Raw genomic sequence first — 25546 nt, 5'->3', positions numbered from 1 at the left:
AGTGGACGCGTGACGATGACGATTGCATTTATCCCTGTTGGCCGTGCGGCGCTGGCGACCGCGCTGATCTTTTCTTCCAATATCGCATGGGCGGCGGAGGCCGACGAGCCGGGTCGCGCGACCATAGAGGTCATAGGCTATCCCGATCCCCAAGGGTTGCTGCCCGACCAGAGCGCGCCCAAGGCGGTCAGTTCGATCGCCGAAGCCTTCATCAACAAACAGGCGCCGACGCTCAACGCCTTCCAGCTCGTCAACCTGCTGCCCGGCGCGAATGTGTCGTCCAGCGATCCCTATGGCCTGTCCGCCACCTCCAGCCTGACGCTGCGGGGTTTGGGGCAGGATCAGATCGGCGTGCTGCTGGAAGGCGCGCCGCAGAACGACATCGGCTATTATTACGCCTATCCCTCGCAATTCGCCGACGCCGAAAATGTGCGGCAGATCGCGCTGGCGCAGGGCGCGGCGGACATCGATGCACCGGTCGTTGCGGCGGCGGGCGGCACGCTGTCGCTGACGCTGGCCGATCCCAAGGCGGATATGGGCGGACTGCTCAATCTGTCGGTCGGTTCCTATGACCAGCGGCGCGCCTTCCTGCGGTTCGACACCGGGGAGATCGGGCAGAGCGGCCTCAAGGCGTTCGTCTCCTACTCCAACAACCGCGCGGATAACTGGCGCGGGGCGGGCTTTGACAAGCGCCAGCATATCGACGCGAAGCTGCTGCACGAATGGGGGGAGGGCAACCGCGCGAGCCTGGCCGTCTCCTATAATGACGCCATCACCTCCACCTATCCCAGCCCCACCATGGCGGACTGGAAGGCCAATGGGCGTGGCTTCAACTTCACCCAACGATACAGCGAAGGCGACACCAGCTATTGGCGGCTTTATCGCGCCCCGTTCCGCAACCTCTATTTCGCCGCGCCGGTGCATCTGCAACTGAGCGACGGGCTGACCTTCGACAGCAGCGCTTATCTGCAAATGGGTCACGGCAATTCGCCTTACGGCACGCAACTCGCCACCACCGGCAATTATCTGGGCACGGAAGAACTGACGCAGCCGATCGCGCTGCCGGGCGCGGTGGACGGCGTGGCGACCGTGCTGGGCAACTGGACCGGCAAGCAGCGGCGCGTCGGCGATGTGAGCAAGCTGACGGTGCAGGCGGGCGTCCACACCATCACCGCAGGCCTGTGGTTCGACTATGGCACCGACCGCGTGACCCAAAGCTATACCTCGATCGATGCGAGCGGGCGGCCAGTCGATGTCTGGGGCTATCAGGACAAGGCGATCCGCACCGCCGATGGGCGGCTGCTCGCCTATGAAAATCAGCGGACCGTGACCGTGACCAAGGGCTTCTTCCTCGCGGACAGCATTGCGGTTACGCCGCGCCTGACCGTCGATATGGGGTTCAAGGGCGTCAGCCTGCTGCGCAATGGCCGCAACTATCTGCCGGGGCCGCAGTCCAAAGTGCATGTCGACAGCTTCGCCGCCTTGCCCCGCGCGGCGGTTCATTACCGGCTGGACGATCGGCAGCAATTGTTCGCCAACATCACCACCAATTTCCGCACGCCCAACGAGTTCGCGCTCTACAACAGCTATTATGGTGGCGAACTGGTCAGCCAGGGCACCGGCGCGCTCAAGAATGAAACTAGCGTCTCGCAGGAACTGGGCTATCGCTATATCGGCCCCAACCTGTCGCTTTCGCTGACCGCTTTTCACTATCGGTTCCGCAACCGGCAAGTCGCAACAGTGGTCAATAGCGGCGGGGCGCTGGTCAATTCGACCATCAATGGCGGCAGCCAGACCGGCTACGGGTTGGATGGCGAGATCGACTATCGCCCGGCCAAGGGGTTCAGCCTCTATGCCTCGGGCGAATATCTGCACACGCGGCTGAACGACGATCTGCTGGTGGGTGGCGATCTGTTGCCGACCAAGGGCAAGCACGCCGTCAGCAGCCCGCGCGTCCAGTTCGCCGTCGGCAGCACCTATGATGACGGTCGCCTGTTCGGCAGCACCGCGCTCAAATATGTCGGCCGCCAATATGCGACCTTCATGAATGATGAGAGCATCAAGGGCTATGCCACGCTGGACCTGGCGATCGGCGTGCATCTGGCCGGTCTGATCGACGCGAACGCCATGGACCTGCGCCTGAACGCGATCAACGTCACCAACCCGCGCGTCCTGTCGGGCGTATCGGCGATCAGCAGCAATGCGCGCGATACGATCGGCCGCAACGGTACGCTGATCGCGGGTTCCGCCCCCAGCTATTATATCGGCAGCGGACGCGCGTTCGTGGCGACGCTGTCGCGGGCCTTCTGACCATGAGCGGCGGCCATCGCGTGCATGGCATGGGAACGGCGCTCGAAGCGCCGACATGGCCGGCCGTCACGCGGGCCGAGGCGGAAGTCGTGCTGGATCGCTTTCCCGATGCGGGGCGACTGATCGATCTTCGCTGGCATTCGCCGCGCCCCTTTTCGGCGGCGACGCTGATCGACACCGACCGGGGCGCCTATTTCCTCAAGCGCCATCATCAACGGCTCCGCACGCCTGCCGCGCTGGCGGAGGAACATGGGTTCATGGCGCATCTGCGGGCGGCAGGCCTTTCGGTGCCCGATGTCATGGCGGCGGCGGACGGCGCGCGCGCCATCGCGCTGGGCGCATGGACCTATGAACTGCACGGCGATGCGCCGGGCATCGACCTGTACCGCGACCGGCTGTCCTGGACGCCGTTCCTGACGCCGGGCCATGCCTGTGAAGCCGGTGCGGCGCTGGGACGGCTGCACCGCGCCGCGCAGGATTTCACGGCACCGGCGCGCGGCGACCATCCGCTGATCGCCAGCTTCACCATCCTGCCCGCCCGCGATCCTCTGGCGGCCGCTAACGCCTATGTCGCAGCCCGTCCGGCGCTTGCGCGCTATCTGGCGGCCAAGCCCTGGAGGCAGACATTGGCGCGCCTGTTCGCAGCGTTGGGCGAAGGACTTGCCGAGCGGCTGGCTGGGCAGGCACCGCTCTGGACTCATGGAGACTGGCATCCGTCCAATCTCCTCTGGTCGACGGATGGCAAGGTCGACACCATCTTCGATTTCGGACTGGCGACGCGCACCTGCGCCCTCTACGACCTCGCCACCGCGATCGAGCGCACCGCGTTCCGATGGCTGGACATGGGGCAGGACGACGCGCTGGGGGATGTCGATGCAGCCATGGCGATCCTGGCCGGCTATCGGACGATGATGCCGCTCGGGCGCGCCGATGTGGACGCGCTCGTGCATCTCCTGCCGCTGGTCCATGTGGAATTCGCCCTGTCGGAAATCGACTATTTCGCCGGCATCGTCGGCGATCCCGATCAGGCGCTTGTCGCCTGGCGGGATTATCTGATCGGCCACGCCGACTGGTTCCTGTCCGCACCGGGACAGGATTTTCTGCATCGGTTCGCACAAGAGGCGATGGCCTGATGTCGATGCTGGAGATCGTCGCCGTCGCCGTCAGCTTCATCGGCATATGGCTCACGGCGAAACGACGCATGCTGTGCTGGCCGGTCAATCTGCTGGCCTGCGCCCTCTATTTCAAGATTTTCCTCGACGTCCGCCTCTATGCCGACATGCTGTTGCAATCGCTGTTCGGCGTCGCGATCCTCTATGGCTGGCTGCGCTGGGCGCGGGGCCGGGACGATGCCGGAGAGGTGGTGGCGATGCCTCTCCCGCCCACGCGGGCCGCCGCTAATCTGGCTGCCGGCGCGATCGGCGCCATCGCCATCGGCTGGTTCATGCATCGCTTCACCGATGCGGCGCTGCCCTGGATGGATGCGGCGCTCAGCAGTTTCAGCCTTGTTGCCCAATATTGGACCGCGCGCCGCCATGCCGCGAGCTGGCTGCTCTGGATTGCAGTGGACATCGTCTATGTCGGCATGTTCGCTTTCAAGGATTTGCGACTGACGGCCGGTCTTTATGCAGCGATGATCCTGTTGGCCGCCATAGGCTACAGACGTTGGGCGAAAGCGACAGAACGATCGTAGGAATCTGTAGGGCTGCTCTCATCGGGCTTGCGGAAGAGGCATCCGCGGCCGGCGGCACAATGGTCCACACGTGCCGCCGCCGGCGATGTCAAATTTCGGCGGCACCACGGGCAGATCCGACACGGCATAAGTCGCTGCAGGAGATAGCCGACAGGCGCTCACGAAAGAGATGAACGCCGCGCCTTACGCCTTCTGGCAGGCCACGATCGCGTCGATCACCGACAATGTTTCCTGCGGATCGCGCACACGCACTGTGTCGAGGCCCAGTTCCTTGGCCGGATAGTCGTTGCCGCCCGGAAAGATCGCGTCGCCGATGAACATCATGGCGTCGAGCGCAATGCCGCTCGCGTCGCGCAGTTTCTTAAGGCCGTAAGCCTTGTCCACGCCCTCCCGCGTGATGTCGATCGATGTCGCGCCGCCCATATTGATCGACAGGCCCGGCAGGCGCGTGCGCAGGTCTGCCTGGATCACCTTACGCTTTGCGAAATCCGGGTCCCATGTTTCCTTTGCGTGGATCGGCGCCTGCTGACCCAAAGCAGAGAAGGTAATCTGGCTGCCGCGATCCTCGATCCGTTCACCCCATGTCTGTTCGGGCACAAAGCCGGTTGCTTCCAACGACGCATCAAATGCCTCCAGGATCGCCCGCTTCTGTTCATCGTCGAATAGTTCCGCATAGACCGGCGTCCAGGCACCCTCCTGATGGGTGTAGAGCTTCGTACCCGTCGTCGGCATCAGCCACAGGCGAGACCGATCGGCCTCTCCCGGCAGGCGGCTCGCCACCTGCTTGTCGAACTGTGGCCAGTCCCCACCCGAAATCACGGCAACATGGGCGACGCCCAACAGACGGGTGAGCGCTTCGGCCATCGCGTCCCCCAATGGTTGCTTGCTCTCCGCCAGAGTCCCATCGAGATCGAACGCTATCAGTTGCTTCATGTATCAGGTTCCTAAGAGGCAGATCGCATATGCACCGGCGCCTAACATCGAAGGCTGGAGCAGGCAAGCGGCTGCAAGTTCGCCTTCATCGCCGGCCTCACATCGAGACAGAAGAAGGCTTTCTAATTGGTTTGACTTCCATATAACGTTCCGAGAACATCGGCGTCGTTGCCGCCCGGATGCCATAGCCAATGAAAATGCTGGTTCAGTGTCAACCATATGGACGCGATACGGTATGATGGCTAGTCCATGTTCGATTGCAACGATCATGCTGCAAGTCTGGGGATTTTCGTGAAAGAATTGACGGCTTTTGACTTTGACGAAGCGCCGGTCGAAATCGCACAACCCCGTACCGCTCTGCGGATGGCGTCCCAGCCCCACCGGCGCGTGCCATTTTCAAGGGCCTCGATCGCCATCATGCGCGAAAGCATCGACAAGAGGCATGGCTTTCCGTCCACTAGTGGCGCGGTTTCGCGCGAGGGCAAGGACTGCTCCATCCAAGCTTTCAGCCCGAACGGCGTGAGTGCCCCCCACCCCGGAGATAACCCATCGGTTATCGCAGCAGCAGCCCGATCGAATTGAACGCAAACTGATTTTTCCGGCCGGCAAGGCCTCCAGCGGCGCCTGGACGATTCCTCCACGGAGCAGTTGGCGGGCTTCGGATATTTTTTGAAGTGGATTCTGACATGGGCATATGGCGATTGTTGAAACGAAAAGTACGTCAGAGAGGATATGATTCCACAACAGCCTATACCCGTTATTTAAATTCCCGCCTGAAGGCGAGAAAGGGCGATCGTGAACTCGCCTTTGCCGAAGCGATCGGGGCGACCTCCATGGAATTGTTCCGGGAGCAGGGCGACGGGCATTTCAGGGTGCTGAAACACCATGGGCTTGCCGATGGCATGGCGGTCTTCGATTTAGGCTGCGGATGCGGGAGAACCGCGCAGGCGCTGCAGCGCAACGGGTGGAGCGGCACATATACCGGCACGGATGTCGTCGATGGCCTGATTGGAGAACTCAGGGAAAAATGCCCGACCTATGAAGCCTATGTGCACCGCCAGCCGACAATCCGGGCTGCATCGGGCACAATCGACATGCTTTACCACTGGTCTGTTTTCACGCATCTGTCGGTCGAAGAATGTTTTCTCTACATGGAAGACAGCTTCCGCGCCCTGAAGCCGGGGGGCAAGTTGATCTTCTCATTCCTGGAAATCAACGAACCCTTGCATGGCGTTGTTTTCGACAACCGTGTCGAAACCCTGCGCAGGGGCAATCAAAACCCGTTGCTGGACACTTTTCTCCATCGCGACTGGATTACCTTATGGGCGAAAAGGATCGGCTTCACCTCTCCACGCTTCACGGATGGCGATGACGATACGCAGCACGGCGCATTCTGGCAGACCTTGGTCGCCATGGAGAAGCCAGGCTCCTGACGAGGGCACCGACGCTAATTCGATGCCCCTCCCTGCGAGCCCCGCGGATCGCACGGAATGGAATAGTCGAAGATTGCGCCGGCCAAAATTTCGCCACGTTCGCAATCGACGCCTTGAGATCGTCGATCATATGAAGAATGGGATGTGGCGAAATCCGAACTGTGCGGTATGCGGCAATGCAGCACGAAAGCGCTGGACGAGCCTCCCTGCGGAATATATTGAGTCAGATAGCAACACATTGACTGAACTGGGAGGCAAGCATACCCGTGGCCGTCAATACTCTGGAAGCTCCGCCTTCTGAACCTGCGCCTACAGTCGGTAAGACGGTCGCCCTGCTGGTTGGCGCCAGCCATGCCAATGCTCTGAAAAGAGCGAACGAAACGTTCGAGACAGACACATCCAGTTTCGTTTTTCGCGTTTTGGCACATGGCACCGACGGGCTGCCGGGCGGCGCGACCGTCTTCCGGGCAGACGGGCAGCCAATGCTCTCGCCCATCATCCATAAAGCTTTGGCGACATATCGACGGCGCAAGCCGACCCCCAGAGTTTGGCTGGTTTCGGCACTGAGCGGCAATGAGGCCAATCGGCTGTCCCTGCTTCGCCATCCCGAACCGTTCGATTTTGTCGACCCTTTCCATCCGGGCGAGCCGGTCGATCCGACCGCCAGGTTGTTGCCCTATGACCTTCTCGTCGATGTCATGCAGCGCCATCTGGAGGGGCTTGAACGCGCATTGGGCCTGTTCGTGCGGCAGTCCGTGGAGGGCGTCGTGCAAATTGCCCCCCCGCCCCCGCTGCGCGGGGCCGAGCAGGTCCGCGGCCTGCTGTCCGAACGCACGATCAATGCGGCGCTCCGGCGGGGCGCCACCAAAGACGACATCGAGATATCGCCGGACAGTTCGCGGCTGCGCATGTGGCGCCTGGAATCCAGGGTGACCCAGGCCATTTGCGAACGCTTGGGAGTACATTATCTGGCTCCCACGAACGCGTTGATCGATGATGACGGATTTCGTGGACTCGATTCGGCCGGAGACGCAATCCACGGCAACGCCAAATGGGGTACGGCCATACTCGATGAGGCGGCGAATCTAATAAAGGCCCAGCAGGAAGGTATTGCTCATGGCTGACCGCGACAGTCATTCCACATGTCCGTTCCGCTCACTTCCAGCAGAGGCATATTGGCGAAAGGCGTTGGTGCAGACGCCAGCGAAGGATGTTAATCCCGCAAGCAAGCCCAGCTTCAGGATTGCTCAGACGGATGCGGTCGCGACGGCTGGAAGCTGTTTCGCGCAACATATCGCACGTCATTTGGTCGGCGCGGGCTATAACTATTTCATTCCCGAAAATGCGCATCCCATCGTGCCGCCTGACCTAGGGAAGAAATATAATTACGGAACGTTTTCGGCCAGGTTCGGAAACATATACACGCCGCGCCAGCTTCTGCAGCTGTTCCACCGGGCATATGGGTCGTTTCAACCGGCCGAAGATGTCTGGATCGAGGGCGATCGCTATTACGACCCTTATCGCCCCCTAATTCAGCCGCAGGGATTCCCTGACGAAGCAAGTTACCTGGCGGATCGCCAGGAACATTTCGCAGCGGTCCGGCGGATGGTCGAAGAATGCAATGTTTTCGTATTTACGCTCGGATTGACCGAGGCCTGGGTATCGCGGATCGATGGAGCGGTGTTTCCCGTGTGCCCCGGTTGCGGCACAGGCACGTTCGATCCCGATCGATATGAGTTTGTGAATTTCACTGCGTCTGAAACTGCCAGCGACCTTCGTCTGGCGCTGGAATTCATTCGCGCCAAAAATCCCGACGTCCGCTTTGTCGTAACCGTATCGCCAGTGCCGCTTATCGCAACCGCCGCGCATCGCCATGTTCTGGTATCGACCACATATTCGAAAGCCGCCCTGCGGGTGGCGGCTGAAGAAGTGACGGCCGCCTTGAGCGACTGCGAATATTTCCCATCATACGAGATTATCACGGGCGCCTATAACCGTGGCGCATATTTTGACGATGATTTGCGGGAAGTGAAGCCGGAGGGCGTCGCTCATGTCATGCGTTGCTTTGCAGAAACCTTCCTTGATCGATCGGCAAAAGCGGCCTCTCCCCGTAAAGCCGGCAAAAAAGTACGGCCGATGTCGACGGTTTTGAACGACATCATCTGTGACGAAGAAACGCTTATCGCTGCCGAATGAATATATTGGCGAGGACAGATCACATGCCTTTTAATTCACGCCTGATCTGCCTTGGCCTGATGATATTATCCGTCGTATTTTTGGGCTCGACAACGGCAGTGGCAGCCTCTTCCCCTCAATCATTAACAATCCGTGTTGCGCCGGGCAGCGCGATCTCCACTCTTGCGGCCGGCATTGCGGAATTTCGTCGCCGCTATCGAGGCGAAGCCGAAGTCCGGATTGCGGTTGCACCGGGCGTGTATCGCAACGAAACCGTCGTACTCGATCCTTTTTCTCCCAATATCCGAAAGATTGTCATAGCCGGCAGCGGAAAGACCCCGGATCAAACCATTTTTGATGGCAGCATGGTCGCGCCGAGTTCACTTCCAAAAAGCTGGCTAAGCATAAAAGCACAATATGGCAGACCCAGTAATGTTATAATAGAAAATATAACGGTGAGAAATTACCGCCAAGCCATTATTTTCTATGGCAGCAAGCAAAACGCAGCCAAGTGGAATGGTGGAAATATAGTTCGTAATATGTCGTTTAGAAATATCGGCGTTTTCGGCAATAATCCTGGAAAAAGCTTTAGCGCCATTATTTTAGTAAATTCGAGAAATAACATTATTTCAAATAATTATTTTTTCAATATCGAGAATGTAAATAGCTGCCGAGGCATGCATTCAATATATTTAAGATCCATGTCATCAAACAACAGGATTGAAAACAACATATTCGAAAAGGGTTGCGGCGATCAAATCAAATTCAGAGATGCTTCAAACAACAATATTGTCTCTGATAATACATTCATAAATCAGTCTGGATTTGCTCTCGCAGTCGATTCTTATTGCGTGAAGGGTCGTGAAGGCTGCGCTACAACAGAATGCCCTTCCAAGGGCAACAGCGTCTTGCGTTCGCGTGTCAAGTCAACCGACCCCACCCTCGCGGCCCCGTCGACAGTCCGCACCGTCGGCCCAGCGGCGCAACAGCATTGCGAAGCCTCATTCTCCCCTCGTCTTTCGGGCAAACAGACCCTGCTTGAGCGTATCAACTGATTGGCATTCAAACCAAGATACTGGCTTTCACTTTGTGATGATGCGCTGCAACGCCGGAGCGTGGAGGCTCCTATTCACCAATGCGGCAGCGCCGATCACGGCCAGACGCCAAACGCCACTGGACATTAGGCGATCAAGCGACGTCCCCTGCCCTCACCGACAGGCGCAATCCCAGCGATCCATCCAATATGACAAGCATCGCTATCGCGGACGGATCGGCTTTCACCTCAAGCACTTCCGCCATGCCTCAACCCACTGCAAAAGGCCCCCACGCGCCGCCGGTCCGGCATGGTCCTGACCCAGCATAACCGCCGCGCGACGGCTCTCGTTACGGCCATCAATGTTCGGGAATGAAACAATTTTGCCCCAAAAACTAGGGCTTGCAATAGGGGGCGTATCGGTCAAAAGCTTTTGTGCAATCGGAGGATTACAGTGCCAGAGCAGCCGGTCGACAGTCACATTGCCATTCATCCCGTTATTCTTTCCGGTGGATCTGGCACGCGGCTTTGGCCGTTATCGCAATCAAAACGTCCCAAGCAGTTCATTCCGCTTATCACCGACAAGACTATGATGCAGGATACGGCGTTGCGCTTGCCCGCTCATGAAGGCTTTGCCGAGCCGATCATTGTTTCCAGCGCTGGACATGCCGACACGGTCATCGAACAGATGCGTGATATGGATATGCCGCCGAGCGCGGTTTTCCTGGAGCCCGCCGGCCGAAACACCGCGGCCGCGATCACCTTGCCGGCTCTGTGGCTGCTGGAACAGCAGGACGATGCGCTCATGCTGGTCATGCCTTCGGATCATGTCATCGCCGATGTCGACTCGTTCCGGCGGGCCATAGCCCTTGCACTGCCTGCCGCGGCCGATGGGCAACTTGTCGTATTCGGGATACACGCCGCTCATGCCGAAACCGGTTATGGATATATCGCACAAGGCGCCCCGCTTCCTGGGGTGCCGGGCGTGTATGAAGTGGCGAAATTCGTTGAAAAACCTACTCTGGCGGTAGCGGAAACATTTGTTGCGGACGGTGGATATCACTGGAACGGGGGCATTTTCCTGCTCTCGGCTCGCAGTTATATTGAAGAGCTTCGGCAATGGGCTCCTGAAGTGCTTCGCGCGTGCGCCGAAGCGCTGTCGAATGCGCGCAGGGAAAATCCGCTGGTTTATCCCGAAGCATCTGCATTCCTGTCATCGCCTGATCTATCGATCGATTATGCTGTCATGGAAAAGACACAGAAGGCGGTCGTGGTTCCCGTTGAAATGGGATGGTCGGATGTCGGGTCCTGGGAAGCTCTATGGGCGGTCCGCGACCGGGACGAGAATGGCAATTGTATAAAGGGCGCCGCGTTGACCGTGGACGCGCAGCGCAATCTTCTCTACGTCGAAGACGGTCCCCCGATCGCGGCGCTGGGTTTGGAAGACATGATTGTCGTGTCGACCGCCAGCGGTATATTGGTGATGCCCCGCAGCCGATCGCAAGACGTCAAGAAGGTGGTCGAATTGGTGAAGTCCGGCCATTTCAATGCCTCCGATCCTGCCCCGTCGCTATGATGAAGGCATGATGACGCCGAAATGCACGCATCTCGACCTCCGGGACATGGCATAGGGATGATATGGTGCGTGTGAGCCGGACAATGCACCTTATGCAAAACCACCCGAGGCCCGTTTATCGGCCGATGGCGGCGCTGATGAGGCGCAAGCGCCTGCCACGCCGTGCGGCCCTGGTTCCCCGCCTCCTGATGATCTGGCGCCAGCGCCCCGATCTTCAGGCTAGTTTCGACCTGGACCGCACAGCGGGGCGCGAGGGACTGTTCATCTGGTACCTGTTCCATGCGTATCGGGAGCTGGGCCTGCGAGGAGATGCGGACAGCCTCGCCATGGCGCCTTTGCTGAACACGCCCATCGCCAGGCTTCCACAACATACCTATCTGCCTGTGACCTGGCTGATGTGGGAGATGCGCAAACGCAGCGATATTGCTTTTCCGCCGCGGAAAACACCCGAGGGTCAGGCGCAACTATTGGCCTGGTATTTTACCAAGGGGCTAACCGATTTCCACCTCGACGAATTCCTGACGCAGCAGCAGGCCGACGCGCTTCTTTCGAAAAGGGAAGAGACGGGGAATGCGTCACGTCTCCATCATCTGATCTGGGAAAATGATCCCCAGTTGCGCGCAGCCTATGGGTCTGCCGAAGACCCCGCTTTTCTGCTCTGGTGCCGCACCTCTGGCGCAAGAGACTATCCCATACTTGCGCATAAGCGGATCGACATCGGCATACCGCCCCGCAATCGCGTCATGCCTCGCCCGTGGGGGGTCAACCTGATCGGCCATGCGCTCAGCCGGTCGGGCTTGAGCGAGGATATACGCATGGCCGCGCTATCCTTGACGAGCGCGGACATTCCCTTCTCGATCTACAATGTCGCCCCTGGCGCGCATATGGAAGAGGACGATAGCCAGCTACGGGATGCCTATTCGAAAGAGCTGCCTTATTCGGCAAACCTGTTTTGCATGACCGGCATGACGACGGTCACCTCGGTCATTAACGATCGCGCCCTGGGAGATGGTAGCCGGCGCTATATCGGGATGTGGCCGTGGGAGCTGGAGGAGTGGCCACCCTTCTGGTCACATGCCTATCAAACGGTCGACGAAATCTGGGCGACCAGCCATTATAGCTATGCGGCATACGCACGATCGTCACCCATTCCGGTCCGCCACGTACCCATGGCCGTGTCGGTTTCCGACGGCGAGGGGAAAACCCGAACGGATTTTGGCCTGCCGAACGATCGCTTCCTGTTTCTTCATGCCTTCGACGGACTGTCATCCTTTGCGCGCAAGAATCCGTTGGGGTGCATCCAGGCGTTCCAACATGCTTTCCCCAATGCCGATGCCAAGGTCGGACTGGTGCTGAAGGGGCTGCGGGTAGCCAACGACGCCGCCTGGGCGGAAATCGAAAGGATCGCGGCGGCGGATCAGCGCATATATCTGATCACCGCGTCCCTATCTCGCCCATCTTTGCTGGATCTCTATCGCGCGGCCGACGCCTTTATATCGCTCCATCGCAGCGAAGGCTTCGGGCGCAACATCGCAGAGATGATGATGCTGAAGAAGCCGGTGATCGTCAGCGCGCATTCGGGCAATATGGATTTCACGAATTTTGATAATGCAGCGCTGGTGCCCGTCGGACTTCGGTCGCTCAAGGATGGCGACTATCCCTTCGGCCGTGGACAGCGCTGGGCGGAGCCTGACCTACGGCGCGCCGCCCAATCAATGGTCCGGATGGTGGAGGATGCCGATTGGCGCGAAACGCTGGGGCGGGCGGCACATTCCCACATCACGGCGCATTACAGTCCGCACATCGTTGGCGCGGCATGGAAGACGCTGTTGGCAGAGACCCCATGACAATGCCTCGACCTGCCCCGATCAACGGTTTGTTTGACGGTGCATTTGCCATGACCGCCATGCGACGGCACTCGCCGACATATGGGACATGGAGATGAAGAGCCTCATGCACAGATATTATGGGCGGTTCCTGCTCGCCTTGATGGCATTGAGCATGGTCTCATCGTCCAATGGAGCAACGCAAGAGAAGCCGAAAAGCGTTTCTCTCATCTTCAATCTCGACCAGGGGATGCCCAACGGCATAATCGAGAATCTGGATTTGGGCGGATTGGATCGGGCACTAGACACGGTCCAGAGTTTCGAAACCAAATACAAGGTCTATGCCCTCTATTCGCCATTGACGGCACGGACGGACAGGCTCAAGCGCGTGCTGGCCGCGACGGCACGGCATCGGATGCGGTTCATCCTCGACGTCTATTCTTCGGATGTGATAGCCATCGGGAATATTGGCACGCGCGTGCGCGCCGATGCGATCCCGCATGAAGGGCTCGCCATCTCTTTGAAAGCATTGGAGCAGATAAAGCGCGATCCGTTGATCGGGCCGTTTTTCGCTGGCATTCGCTTCCATGAAGTAGCTGCGGTGGATTTTACGGTTAAGGCGTGCCTTGATAGTAAGTCCGGGCCGAACCGGGTTGACTGGTGCGATCACTTCCAACGCAATCTACGTCAGCGGAACATTCTCCAACCGTCGAAGATCAGGCCATTTTTCGAATTTGCCAGACGCCATCGGATGATGATCCTCTGGTCCGACTGGAAGTGGGATCAAGGGACGATCGCGCAAGAAGAGCAACTGGCCACGCTTCTGGCTTCGGGGCGCTATAGCGACCTTCTCGTCCTGCAATTTGCCAACAACCTGCCCGGCGAAGCGGCACGAACCAATGACAGCGCCTGGCAAAGCTGGTTAAAGCGATATCGACCAGCGGTCGGGCATACTGTCCACGCGCTCGGCCTGTCCGATCAATCCTGGACCTGCGCCAATCAGAAAAGCTGCCCCTCATCCGTAATCATCCAGTGGATGAAACGCGGGCTGGAAGGACGAGCAACAATATTTTCCTTTGAACCGTCTTTCTATTATTTTCTTCTACCCGAAGAACAACATCCTGTGGGATATCCCAACGCTCCGCAATGGCGATCGACTTCAGGCAAGGCATCGCCTGCGCTCCGATTGCTGGCGAAGGAATTGGGGGTCGAGCGCCTCGACTGAGACCATGAAAAGGCATCCCTCGCCCCATATCGAAGCGTCGAAGCGCCCAGCCAATGACAACTCGACAACCGATTCAATACAGTTAAGAGTAACATGAACGTCGAATCAGGGTCGTAAGTCGGTCGTTGGGGAAGATCGATTAATCAAAAATCTCCCACAGCTATGTCCAAAAATGTCCTAATCTCGGGGATTTCAATGTCCAATCCACAGTTGCATACCGCTGAAGTATCGGTCAGCGTTGTGATTTCTACGCTAAATCGTGCGACGTTGCTGGAAAAATCCCTTAAGTCTCTAGAGCAGCAAAACTATTCCAACTTCGAAGTCGTAGTAGTGAACGGCCCATCCACGGATCACACGACAGATGTGCTCGACAAATATTCCGGCCGCATCGTTATCGGTGAATTGGACGAAGCAAATCTCTCGAAATCTCGGAATATTGGTATAAACCTCTCATCGGGAGAGCTGGTTCTTTTCCTGGATGATGACGCCTTCGCCGAACCGGATTGGATCGCCAACATTGTCGCGGGATATAAAGATGATGCGGTTGGCGGCGTAGGGACGCGCGTATACGATCATACCGGTTTTCGGTGGCAGATGAACCCGTTCCTCATCGACAAATATTATAACCCCAACTTCGAAGCGCAGCCGCCCTTGTGGGGGTTCGAATTCGCTGGGGCGCACACGATCCCGCATATTCTGGGTGCTTCCAGTTCCTTCAGCCGGGAAGCGTTGATGGAAATTGGCGGATTTGATGAGGAAATTGAATATTTTCTGGACGAGTCGGAGGTTTGCCGACGGATTTCAGAAACCGGGCGGAAGATTCGTTTCCTGAATGAAGGCGCGTCGGTTCATCACCAGTTTGCGCCAGGCATCACGCGCGATGAGCGGCGACTCCTGACTCATCCCTATCCCGTCGTGAAAAATAAATATTATGTCTGCTTATCCGATTGGCGACGCAACGGGGGATCGCTGAGCGACTATCTTACGCAATGCGACGACTGGCTGCAGGAATTGCGGGACGGTGCGCGCTGGCAGCTGGATCATGGCGGCATAACCCGCAAGGAATATGATTCCTTCATGCGGGATGTGGAACGCGGTCTGCATGATGGCAAGGAGCGTGCGCTGAAACAAAGCCGCAAATCGGTGGAGATCACGCCTGCGAAGCCCGAAGCATTATTGCCATTCCCGACGCAAAAACCTGCTGGCGGACGCAAAACCTTTGTGTTCATCTCTCGGGGCAACTTCCGCAAGGGCGGTGGCGGGATAGCGCGTTACATCTGGGATCTGTCGCTCGGTTTCGCCCGGCTCGGGCATGAAACGCACCTGATCACGCTGACGGACGGCCCTTCATCGGTGGAGTTTCATGACGGGCTGTGGATCCGTCATATCTCAAAAGACGCCTTGCAGAATGATGGAATCGATTCCGACGTCGCGGACGTGTTCGGCCATCTGGAATCAGGTGCTGCGAAACTGAATATCGGCTGGGCCAAGGCGGCTCATGCCGAGGTTCTGCGCTTGCGACAAGATCGCTATATCGACCTCGTCGTGGCGCCGGTGTGGGATCAGGAGGGGCTTTATTGCGTACTCGACCGCCGCCTCACCACAGTGGTTTCCATGAACACGACCTTTCGTCGCTTCGCTGATATCGAGTTCCGCAATCTGGCGCGGGCGACGATCGAGGAGCTTACGATGCTGGAAAATCTGTATGTCGGATCAGCCAGGCTGTTTCACGCGAACAGCAGTTCGTCTGCAGAGCATCTTCGTGACGATTTTCAGGTCGGACCGGATGTCAGGATCGTTCATGCCCCCCACGGCGTCGAGGACGCGCCGTCCATGTCCGCAGAAATTGCTCCAGCCCGAAAGGCCCCGACAAGGGATGGCGGGGTGAAAATTCTGTACGTCAGCCGGCTCGAAAAGAGGAAGGGGACCGATCTTTTCCTGGAGGCGGTTGCTCGTCTGGTTCGCAAGCATGGCGATGTTCAGGTGGACATAGTCGGACGGGATGGTCATGCCGATGATCCCGACCGCAGCTTGCGAACGCAATTCGAACGGATATATCCCGGCCAGACCAATGTGGTCTTTCACGGCGAATTGCCGAACGCGGCTTTGCCGGACCTATATCATGACGCCGACATTTTCTGCGTGCCGTCGCGTTACGAGTCCTTTGGCATCATCTTTATCGAAGCCATGCGTTATGGGTTGCCTGTCGTCGCACTGGATATTGGCGGCGCGCGCGACATCATCGAAAATGAAGTGACCGGCATACTTTGCGCCCGGGAAAGCAGTGCCGCCATTCAGGCAGAGCTGGAACGGCTGGTCATGGACAAGTCGCTGCGAACGCGCATCGGCAAGGCGGCGCGCAAACGGTTTCTGCAGGTCTATGAAAATGAAATCGTCATCGATCAGACGCTTGGGGAAATGCTGAGTCTGCTGAAACCCACCACGCCAGCCTCTTCTCAAGGGTGAGCCGCGATGCTGTACAATAATTATATTCCGCGCATTTCGATTATTTCGGGCATCGTCAACAAAGGCGATGCGATTAGTGAAACCATCCTTGCAGATATCGAAGCGATCGATGCGCTGTCCGCCGAAACGCGCAGGAATTTCGATGTAAAAATATTCTGCCGGGAATCTGACCTGAATGATACGCGCGTTTGCATCACCAATACATTGGATGAAGTGATCAACGACGATCATTTCAAAACGAGCGATATATATTATTTCCACTTTGGAATATTTAACGACATTCATCACGCCATGCATTCCGCCCGGCGCAATGCAAAAATGGCGATATATTTCCACAATGTGACGCAGCCGCAATTTTGCGCGCCTTCTGCGGAATGGTTGATTCATCAATCCTACCAGCAGATTGGGAATTTCCTGACCGCCGACAAGATATTCGCAGCATCGGATTTTTCGGCACGCCAGCTCGCTGGCTATGGCATGGACCTGGACATCGAGGTCGTTCCGCTGTTCGGGCCTAATCAGCCGTCGATCTCGCCGCATCTTAAAGCGATACCCGACGGCGATGATCCGATCAAACTTCTCTATTGCGGACGCTTCGCGTCGAGCAAAGGCGTCGATCAGTTACTTGAAGCGCTGATTAATGTGGACGGTCGCATTGCGCATCCGATCCATCTCACCTTGGCCGGCAAAAGACAGTTTTCCGAAAAGGGATATATCGAAAATCTAAAGCTGCTGGCTGCCAATCTCCCGAAGAACGTGAAGGTGAGCTTTGCGTTCGACCTGGACCGGGCTGACATACGGCAATTATATCTGACCTCCGATGCCTTCGTGCTGCCTTCTATGCATGAAGGTTTCGGTATGCCGGTCGTTGAGGCTTTGCTGTCGGGAACACCCGTCATTTGTTCGGATGCCGGAGCGTTGCGGGAGGTCGGCGGCGGTTTTAGCCTGACCCATGCTGCAGGCAATGTCGATCAACTGACGGAGGCGTTGGTTGGATTTTGCGACGCCATTCTGTCGCAGGAAGTCTTGTGCGACCTTGGCCGCCTCCCCATCGACGCTTGGCAGGAGTCAGTCGAGATACACGCCGCAACATATGAGCGGCACGCCTATATTGCGCGCATGAAAGTGCAATTTGCGCAACTGCTGGAGCCAACCGCCAGTTGGCGCGAAAGCACGCGAGCCAATCTCGCCCAGGTGCCCTCCATGGCATCTGGCGGAAGCAAGCCAAATGCTTGGGATTGCGCCGTGATGGCGACCCTTTACGCCAGCCGCTTCGGGTCCGCCCAACATAAGCGTTCAGAAGCGATGCGAGCATTGCTGAGATTGCCATTTGACCATGATCAGTCGGTGGAAGACGTCAATTATTGGCTGGCCGAGTGGGCGGAACTCGGGACAGAAAACCTGGTCTCTCATCTGACCAACACATCCGAGGTCCGACTTTCGCCTGCCCGGCTGCAATCAAGCGCCTTTTTCAAAGACGCCGTCAGATTGCATGTCGAAGATCAGTCTCCGCTTTCAGACGAAGAACCCTCCCAAGAAAGCGGCGCCATTGGAGTGGAGTTGCTGCTGCTGATGCAGGATAGGCAACTCAGCCCTTCTGAATATATTCGGACCGCCTATCGGCTCGCGTTAAAGCGTGATGCCGATGAAGAAGGGATGGGGCACTATCTCGACAAACTTCGTTCAACCGGCCCCGATCGCGCCTGGCTGGTTCCCGAGTTGCTGGATTCCGATGAGGCAAAATTGCTTTGGGGGACGGCGCGTCCGGACGTTGCGGCAGTTTAGCTGGGACCGGTTGAATGGCCCCTAGATTTCTGGACGCCTTGGGTCCTAATTTTGAGGACAGGAGACGACGATGGGGAATGCTAATTTCAGCGATGAGTTCAAGCGTGATGCGGTGGCCCAGATCACTGAGCGCGGGTATCCGGTAGCGGAGGTTTCTGAACGGCTCGGCGTCAGTCAGCATTCGCTGTACGCATGGAAGCGGCAACTGGCGACGGTGGTGTCTGGCGATGCCAGCAAGGATGCCGAGATCCGCCAGTTGAAGCGCGAACTGGCCCGGTTGACCGAGGAGCGCGACATCCTAAAAAAAGCCACCGCGTATTTCGCCAGGGATGCAAAGTGAGATACGCATTTGTTGCCGAGCATCGTGACCAGTTCCGGGTTCGGTCGATGTGTCGGTGCCTGCGCATCCAGCCCAGCGGTTTCTATGCCTGGCAGAAGAGCCCACTGAGCACGCGGGCCCGGGAAGATGTTCGGCAGACGAAGTTGATCCGGCAAGCCTGGAACGACAGCGGCAAAGTCTATGGCTACCGCAAGTTGCACGACGACCTACTGGATCAGGGCGAGACCTGCTGCCCGAACCGGGTTGCCCGATTGACCAGGTTGGCAGGTATCAAGGCGCAGATCGGCTACAAGCGTCGGCCGGGGAGCTATGGCGGCAAGCCATCCCTGGCGGTCAACAATACTCTGGACCGGCAGTTCGACGTCGCTGCCCCCGACAGGGCCTGGGTGACCGACATCACCTACATCCGCACCCTGGAGGGCTTTGCTTATCTGGCCGTTGTGATTGATCTCTATTCCCGCCGCGTGGTGGGCTGGTCGATGCAGAGCAGGCAGACCACCGATGCGGTGCTGCAGGCGCTGCACATGGCGGTATGGCGGCGCAAGCCGAAGCAGCGGGTGCTGATCCATTCGGATCAGGGCTCGCAGTTCACCAGCATGGACTGGGCTGCCTTCATCCGGGCTCACAATCTTGAGCATTCGATGAGCCGGCGCGGCAACTGCCATGACAACGCCGTCGCCGAGAGCTTCTTCTCCTCGCTCAAGCGAGAGCGTATCCGGCGCCGGACCTACAAAACACGCGAGGAAGCCCGGCAGGACGTGTTCGATTACATCGAGATGTTCTACAACCCGGTGCGCAAGCACGCCAGGAACGGAATGCTGTCACCCGCCCAGTTCGAACGGCAGCAGATTTTGAAAGCAGACGGCGTCTAGAAAACTAGGGGCTACTCAATCTATCATTTTCCGCGCAGGACGGATTCAAACATCTCTGGCGTTGAACCCTGCCAACCGTAGGCTCGCCGGGATGCGTCATATACAGCCTTCACAGCGGCCTTGATTGTTTTTTCGGAGCCGTCCGCCAGAATACAGGAATGCGTGACGCTGTCAATCGGCGTGCAAACGGGACCCCCTATCGGCGCGCAAAAGGGACCCCATTTCAAGATGGCGCAAGGTTGATCTGACGCGCTCTCCTGCGCTGCGCGCGGCGTAGGGAGGGCGTAGCCCGACCGAAGGCGCGCGCAGCGCAAAGCATCTTTTAATTGAGGGCCGATGGGGAGGATCAGCTCCGGTTTTTGAAGCGCCAGCTGTCATTGCCGGTCTCGACTATGTCGCAATGATGGGTGATGCGATCCAGGAGCGCGGTGGTCATCTTGGGATCACCGAACACGGTGGGCCACTCCCCGAAGGCGAGGTTGGTGGTGATGATGACACTGGTTTGCTCGTAGAGCTTGCTGATCAGATGGAACAGCAACTGGCCGCCCGATCGGGCGAACGGCAGATACCCCAGTTCATCGAGCACGATGAGATCGAGGCGGGATAGCTGGGCGGCGAGTGTGCCGCTTTTGCCGATCCTGGCCTCCTCTTCGAGACGGGTCACAAGATCAACGGTGTTGAAGTAGCGGCCCCGCGCACCCGAGCGCACGACATTAGCGGTGATGGCGATGGCCAGATGGGTCTTTCCGGTGCCTGTACCGCCGACCAGGACGATATTGCGCCGCGCGGGCAGGAACGCGCCGCTGTGCAATGAACGCACCAGTCCTTCGTTGATCGGGGTGCCCTCGAACCGGAAGGCGTCGATGTCCTTCACGATCGGCAGCCTCGCGGCCGCCATCCGGTATCGGATCGACGCGGCGTGGCGATGCGTCGCTTCCGCCCTCAGAAGATCGGTCAATATCTCCATCGTGGTGCGCTGGCGCTGAAGGCCGGTGGTGACCGCATCGTCGAACGCGCCTGCCATGCCTTTGAGCCCGAGCCCGCGCATGGCCTCGATCATGTCATGCCGCTGCATCGAAGGTCCTCAGCTGGTCGTAACGGGCACAGTCGGCGATCGGAGGATGGCGCAGCGCGCTGTCCTCGGAGGTGATGATCGTGAGTGGACGCGGCGGTTCCCGGCGTCGCGCCAGGATGTTCAGGATCAGGTCGTCGCTTGCCGTGCCCGTCGCCAGTGCCTCGCGCACCGCCGCTTCGACAGGCTCCAGGCCATCGGTCAACACAGCCGACAGCACACGGACGAACCGGCGATCAGCATCGTCGCCATTACCCAGCTTGCGGCGCAGGCGGGCAAGCGCCGGTGGCAGATCCCAGCCCTGGAAGGGGGCGCCGTTCCGCAGCGCGCCGGGCTTGCGGGCCAGCACCGGCAGATAATGCCAGGGATCATAGATCGTGCGGTTGCGCCCGAAGTAGCGAGGATGTTCGGCGACAACCTCCTCGCCGCAGCGAACGACGATACGATCGGCATAGGCGCGGACCTGCACAGTGCGCCGTGCCACCGTCGAGAGCACCGAGTAACGGTTGCGGTCGAAGCTGATCAGGCAGGTGCCCGTCACGGCATGCTCGCTCTCATTGAAGCCGTCGAACGGCCCCAGCATCGGCTGCAGCGCGGATCGTTCGATCTCCAGCACCTGCGCCACGGTCAGCTCTCCCTGTTCGGGATGGGCCTGCCGTTCCGCCCAGCGCCGACACTCGGCCTCCAGCCAGCCATTAAGCTCTTCGAGGCTGGCGAACCGCAGCCGGGGCTGGAAGAAGCGGCCACGGATCGTCTGCACCTGGTTCTCGACCTGGCCCTTCTCCCATCCCGCCGCAGGCGAGCAGGCCGTGGGCTCGACCATATAATGGTCGGTCATGATCAGGAACCGCCGGTTGAAGACTCGTTCCTTGCCGGTGAACACGCTCGTCACCGCCGTCTTCATATTATCGTAGATGCCGCGCTCCGGCACGCCGCCAAAGAAGGCAAAGCCGCGCGCATGCGCGTCGAACAGCATCTCCTGGCTCTCGCGAGGATAGGCTCGGACATAGACCCCGCGTGACGCGCACAGTCGCATATGCGCGACCTTCACCCGCATCGGCTTGCCGGCGATCTCGACATCCTCATGGCTCCAGTCGAACTGGTAGGCCTCGCCTGGCCTGAACATCAACGGGATAAAGGCGGTGACGCCATCGCCGGCATCCTTGCGCCGTTCGATCTTCCATCGCGCCGCGTAGCGCCGCACGGCATCGTAGGAACCCTCAAAGCCTTCGCGCACCAGCAGGTCATGGATCCGCGTCATCCGCAGCCGTTCACGCCTGCCGCGCACCTCGTTCTCTTCCAGCAGCGTGTTCAGACGATCCTGAAACGGACCGATCCTGGGCAGTGGCTGAATCTTGCGCTGATAGTCGAATGCGCCCTCCGGCGCTCGGATCGCCTTACGGATGACCTTCCGCGACACATGCAGATCCCGCGCGATCGCCTTGATCGCCTTGCCCCCGGCATACTCGCGCCGGATCCGAACAACTGTCTCCAAAACCAACATCCCGATCTCGCCGCCTGAAAATCCAGGCAGCTGTTTAAACCATCGAAATGAGGGGTCCCTTTTAGACGCCGATCACCCCGCTAACGGGGTCCTTTTTGCACGCCGATCCACAAAATGATGGACGGACATTGATGTTCTTTCATTTGTTGCCCGCCCACCATGGTCAATCGCCTACGGGATTCTCAATATTCCCGAACAGCTTGTGGCCAATTATTTTGCGAACCTCACCTTCCCAGCAGGACCAAACCCGCCGCTTCTCGCGGAAATAGTCGTTTTGGTCATATGTGCCTTCAACGCCACCGATGACATGGCTCAGGCAACGCTCGATATGATCTTTTGGAAGCAGCCGGGATTCATTTCTATCCATCATGGCGTTAGCTCCACTAGAGAAGGTCCGGCGCAGATCATGAAGTATCCAATGTTCGATGATCTTGCCCGCCTTCTCAGCTTCCAACTGCATATTCCTGCGCACACGCCGCTGGACCGATGAATAACCGGAAATCGGGCTGTCCGCCTTCGACGAAGTGGACGGGAACAAATACGCGCTGTTGGATGATCGCAGCCTGCGTTCGATAATCTGCCATGCGACAGGGCCCACTGAAAAACGGAAATCTACACCGGGCTTCATACGCGAAGCGGGCAGATCGAGACTATGTTGCTCCGTATTCACTTCCGCTCGTGCCAGATGGAGAGCCTCGCAGCGACGCATGCCAGTTAACAGCGTCAGCAAATATGCATCGCGCCAGATCGGAGGTTCCTTCATGACTGCCATCGCGAACCACTTCACCTCTTCGTTGGTGAAGTGCCGCTTCCGTTCGGCCCTCTCGCCCACTATCAGGTTTTCCGCAGGGTTCGCTTTGACGCCTGTCTTCCGCGCCGTTCGTTTTGCCCAACTGAAAAAAGCTCTGATGTGCCGGACTGCTGCGTCCGCCTTCGCATAAAGGCCATCATCACGCACTTCATCGATCAAGTCGGCAAGTTCGTCTTCTCCGATGTCGCAGACGGAACGATTCCCGATCGCATCCTGAAACACGTTGCGCCATGATACCTGCTTTGCAGCCAGCGTGTTGGGCTTGTTCACCTTCTTACGTCCGTGGAAGTTGGTCCCGGTGGTCAAAGCGGTGATCCACATGTCCCATGCTTCCTGACATGTCATCGCTTTAACGGGCTCAGAAACAGGTGCCAGCAGGGTGCCTGCTTCCTTCCTCTGTTGCAGGTCTGCCGCGCGTCGACGCGCATCATTCAGCCCAACGGCCGGAAACTTGCCTATTGTGATCGTCGTTGGTTTCGGCGTCCGCATTTGGACGATCCATGTTTTACTGGACGCTGACACTTTAAGGAAAAGCGCATTGCCCGTCGGGTCGCGAAGCCGTTCTGGTTTCCCGCCTTCGCCGCCATAGCCATAAGCCAGCAGAGCTTTGTGATTCCATGCTTTCAACATCATATGTCCCATCATTCGCCTGATGGGAGCCAGCTTACGAAACGCCGTGAGCCGTTTTCATTATTCACGTGCATCGCTTGCGGCCGTTGCCTCGGATTTCTCCAAGTAGCCGCCGCTGTATGCCAGAATGTATGCTACGCTCAAAGTTTCTCGCTACCGGCTCCATGGAGCGGCGAGAAACCGTTGATTTTCTTGGATTTTCTGGTGCCGCTTACGTGACTCGAACACGTGACCCCATCATTACGAATGATGTGCTCTACCAACTGAGCTAAAGCGGCGTCGGGGCGGGCAGATAACAGCGGACGGGACGAAGGACAAGCAGACATTTCCCGCCGCAGAGCCTTTTTTCCGACCCTGGCGCAACCGCCTCGTCCGGTCCCGATCACGCCAGCCCTGTTTACACGAAATTTACCATCCCATGCCACTGTCGAGTCCCGGAATAGTATTTTGACCTGAAAGTAGGACGATCGGATGGACACGCTGCGGGGGCACGACGCCGCCAATGACGAGGACGATTTCGACTATGCCGGCGACGCGCTGATCGAAACGCCGCCCGCCGTCATATCCGACGAGCGGCGTATGCAGGTGCGCGCCTATAATTATTGGGCGTCGCTGCTGGGCGATCGCACCCTGCCCTCGATCGAGGACCTCAATCCCGACCAGCTTGAGGATTTCGGCCCGCATGCGGTGCTGCTCGACTTCAGCGTCGGCCTCGACAATCCCGCCATCGTCTATCTAGGCACCGCGCTGCGCCAGGAATGCGAGATCGAGGGCACGATCGACTACATCGATGACGTCCCGGCCCGCTCGCTGCTGTCGCGCCTGACAGACCATTATCTGCAGATCATCGCCAATGCCGCGCCGATCGGCTTCGAAGCCGAATTCGTCAATCAGCGCGGCGCGGAGATCATGTATCGCGGTATATTGATGCCCTTCTCCTCCGATGACGAGACGATCGACTTCGTGTTCGGCGTCATCAACTGGAAGGAACTGGCCAGCCGCAGCCTGTCCGACGCGCTGGAACTGGAGGTCGATGAGGCGATGCGCAGCGCACCTGCCGCGCGCGATGCCACCCCCATCTGGGCCGACGGGCCGGCTGCCGACCAGCAGAGCAACAGCCTGGCGTTCGACATCGAAGAGGATGAGGACGACGCACTCGACCTGGCCGGCATGGAATGCCCGACCGAGGATGCGCCGCTCGCCGACTGGCTGGCGCTCGCCCGCGACGGCGCCGCGCGCGTGCGCATCAGCGAAGCACGCAGCCATGCCGCTCTCTATCGCGCCGTCAGCCTGTCCTACGACTTCGCCCAGGTCGCGCAGGTCCGCCCCGACGACTATGCCGAACTGCTGCATGATTATGGCATCAAGGCGCAGGCACGCAGCCCCATGACCGCCGTCATCAAGCTGGTCTTCGGCGCTACCTACGACAAGACGCGCATCACCGAATATGCTACCGCGCTCGATCATGCGCTGGCGGCCCGGCTCAGCGTCGGATCGCTCGCCGCCTATCTCTCCGCCTATGCCGGGGGCCTCAAGGCCCTGGTCCGTGACGAGCGCGCGCTCCGTCGGTCGCACAAGCCGGCCAAGCCCGATCGCCGCAGGATCGCGCGCGATGCGGTCAAGGCGGCCGCGGCGCTCGATCCGGTGGCGGTCGCCACCGATGCGGACGGCCTGGCCGTCGTCATCGCCCGACGCGAAGCCGACGGGACGCTGGCGATCGTCGCCGCCCTTCCGGAGGATAGCGACCTCAACCAGCGGGTAATCAGCGCCGTCGCGCGCTGACACGCGGCATCTCCCGCTGTGGCACCTCCAGCATCCATGGTAAAATGCCGCAAATGGCGTCGCATCGACGCTCGACATGC

Annotated in this window: 19 protein-coding genes and 1 tRNA gene; 15 read left to right on the top strand and 5 right to left on the bottom strand. The window is 58.9% G+C overall.

Annotated elements, in window-relative coordinates; all coding sequences use genetic code 11:
* Positions 1–15: 15 nt before the first annotated feature.
* The 3 genes from SBA_RS07205 to pnuC are packed head-to-tail and all read left to right on the top strand — an operon-like array spanning position 16 to position 4003.
* Positions 16–2310 carry a TonB-dependent receptor gene (locus tag SBA_RS07205; RefSeq protein WP_261936371.1) on the top strand — a complete coding sequence of 765 codons (2295 nt, stop codon included), beginning with the start codon at positions 16–18 and terminating at the stop codon, positions 2308–2310.
* A 2-nt stretch (positions 2311–2312) separates the two neighbouring features.
* Positions 2313–3443: a phosphotransferase enzyme family protein gene (locus SBA_RS07200; protein ID WP_261936370.1), complete on the top strand. Its 1131-nt coding sequence runs from the start codon at positions 2313–2315 to the stop codon at positions 3441–3443.
* Positions 3443–4003, top strand: coding sequence for a nicotinamide riboside transporter PnuC (gene pnuC, locus SBA_RS07195; protein WP_261936369.1), 561 nt, complete (start codon positions 3443–3445; stop codon positions 4001–4003). The genes SBA_RS07200 and pnuC overlap by 1 nt, the downstream gene beginning before the upstream one ends.
* A 183-nt stretch (positions 4004–4186) precedes the next feature.
* On the opposite strand, the gene SBA_RS07190 is transcribed toward pnuC, so the two are convergent.
* On the bottom strand, positions 4187–4936 hold the full coding sequence (locus SBA_RS07190) for an HAD-IIB family hydrolase (RefSeq protein WP_261936368.1): 750 nt from the start codon (positions 4934–4936) through the stop codon (positions 4187–4189).
* Positions 4937–5185: 249 nt separating this feature from the next.
* On the opposite strand from SBA_RS07190, the gene SBA_RS07185 reads away from it, so the two are divergent.
* The 11 genes from SBA_RS07185 to SBA_RS07135 all read left to right on the top strand — a co-directional run bounded on the left by SBA_RS07185 (position 5186) and on the right by SBA_RS07135 (position 19667).
* Positions 5186–5518 carry a hypothetical protein gene (locus SBA_RS07185; protein ID WP_224547324.1) on the top strand — a complete coding sequence of 111 codons (333 nt, stop codon included), beginning with the start codon at positions 5186–5188 and terminating at the stop codon, positions 5516–5518.
* Positions 5519–5622: 104 nt separating this feature from the next.
* On the top strand, positions 5623–6369 hold the full coding sequence (locus SBA_RS07180; RefSeq protein WP_261936367.1) for a class I SAM-dependent methyltransferase: 747 nt from the start codon (positions 5623–5625) through the stop codon (positions 6367–6369).
* Between the two features lie 266 nt (positions 6370–6635).
* Entirely contained in the window at positions 6636–7493 is an 858-nt protein-coding gene (locus SBA_RS07175; RefSeq protein ID WP_224547328.1) for a hypothetical protein, read from the top strand.
* Complete coding sequence (locus SBA_RS07170; RefSeq protein ID WP_261936366.1) at positions 7486–8565, top strand: GSCFA domain-containing protein; 1080 nt, start codon at positions 7486–7488, stop codon at positions 8563–8565. Before SBA_RS07175 ends, SBA_RS07170 begins: the two co-directional genes overlap by 8 nt.
* Before the next feature lie 23 nt (positions 8566–8588).
* On the top strand, positions 8589–9599 hold the full coding sequence (locus SBA_RS07165) for a right-handed parallel beta-helix repeat-containing protein (RefSeq protein ID WP_261936365.1): 1011 nt from the start codon (positions 8589–8591) through the stop codon (positions 9597–9599).
* Positions 9600–10031: 432 nt separating this feature from the next.
* On the top strand, positions 10032–11153 hold the full coding sequence (locus tag SBA_RS07160) for a mannose-1-phosphate guanylyltransferase/mannose-6-phosphate isomerase (protein WP_261936364.1): 1122 nt from the start codon (positions 10032–10034) through the stop codon (positions 11151–11153).
* 884 nt (positions 11154–12037) lie between these two features.
* Entirely contained in the window at positions 12038–13000 is a 963-nt protein-coding gene (locus tag SBA_RS07155; protein WP_261936363.1) for a glycosyltransferase, read from the top strand.
* Between the two features lie 94 nt (positions 13001–13094).
* Entirely contained in the window at positions 13095–14204 is a 1110-nt protein-coding gene (locus SBA_RS07150) for a hypothetical protein (RefSeq protein ID WP_261936362.1), read from the top strand.
* Positions 14205–14399: 195 nt separating this feature from the next.
* Positions 14400–16670 carry a glycosyltransferase gene (locus tag SBA_RS07145; protein ID WP_261936361.1) on the top strand — a complete coding sequence of 757 codons (2271 nt, stop codon included), beginning with the start codon at positions 14400–14402 and terminating at the stop codon, positions 16668–16670.
* 6 nt (positions 16671–16676) lie between these two features.
* On the top strand, positions 16677–18455 hold the full coding sequence (locus SBA_RS07140; RefSeq protein ID WP_261936360.1) for a glycosyltransferase: 1779 nt from the start codon (positions 16677–16679) through the stop codon (positions 18453–18455).
* A gap of 70 nt (positions 18456–18525) precedes the next feature.
* A protein-coding gene (locus tag SBA_RS07135) for an IS3 family transposase (RefSeq protein WP_261936359.1) occupies positions 18526–19667 on the top strand; the annotation gives its coding sequence in 2 pieces (ribosomal slippage) (positions 18526–18766 and positions 18766–19667; 1143 coding nt in all).
* 346 nt (positions 19668–20013) lie between these two features.
* Here the strand turns inward: SBA_RS07135 and istB are convergent.
* The 4 genes from istB to SBA_RS07115 form a co-directional block, all read right to left on the bottom strand.
* Positions 20014–20742: an IS21-like element helper ATPase IstB gene (istB, locus tag SBA_RS07130; RefSeq protein WP_261936358.1), complete on the bottom strand. Its 729-nt coding sequence runs from the start codon at positions 20740–20742 to the stop codon at positions 20014–20016.
* Positions 20729–22243, bottom strand: coding sequence for an IS21 family transposase (gene istA, locus SBA_RS07125; RefSeq protein ID WP_261934293.1), 1515 nt, complete (start codon positions 22241–22243; stop codon positions 20729–20731). The genes istB and istA overlap by 14 nt, the downstream gene beginning before the upstream one ends.
* A gap of 163 nt (positions 22244–22406) precedes the next feature.
* Positions 22407–23687, bottom strand: coding sequence for a tyrosine-type recombinase/integrase (locus SBA_RS07120; protein ID WP_261936357.1), 1281 nt, complete (start codon positions 23685–23687; stop codon positions 22407–22409).
* A gap of 199 nt (positions 23688–23886) precedes the next feature.
* Positions 23887–23962 (bottom strand) — tRNA-Thr (locus tag SBA_RS07115).
* Between the two features lie 193 nt (positions 23963–24155).
* Between SBA_RS07115 and SBA_RS07110 the strand changes: the two genes are divergently transcribed.
* The gene (locus SBA_RS07110) at positions 24156–25466 is read left to right on the top strand and encodes a PAS domain-containing protein (protein ID WP_261936356.1); all 1311 of its coding nucleotides are present in this window, start codon (positions 24156–24158) and stop codon (positions 25464–25466) included.
* Positions 25467–25546 lie beyond the last annotated feature (80 nt).

Origin of the sequence: Sphingomonas bisphenolicum, from assembly GCF_024349785.1 — a bacterium.
Classification (GTDB): Bacteria; Pseudomonadota; Alphaproteobacteria; order Sphingomonadales; family Sphingomonadaceae; genus Sphingobium; species Sphingobium bisphenolicum.
Note: the sequence above shows the minus strand (reverse complement) of the source record. Positions and strands in the feature narration are given on the sequence as shown.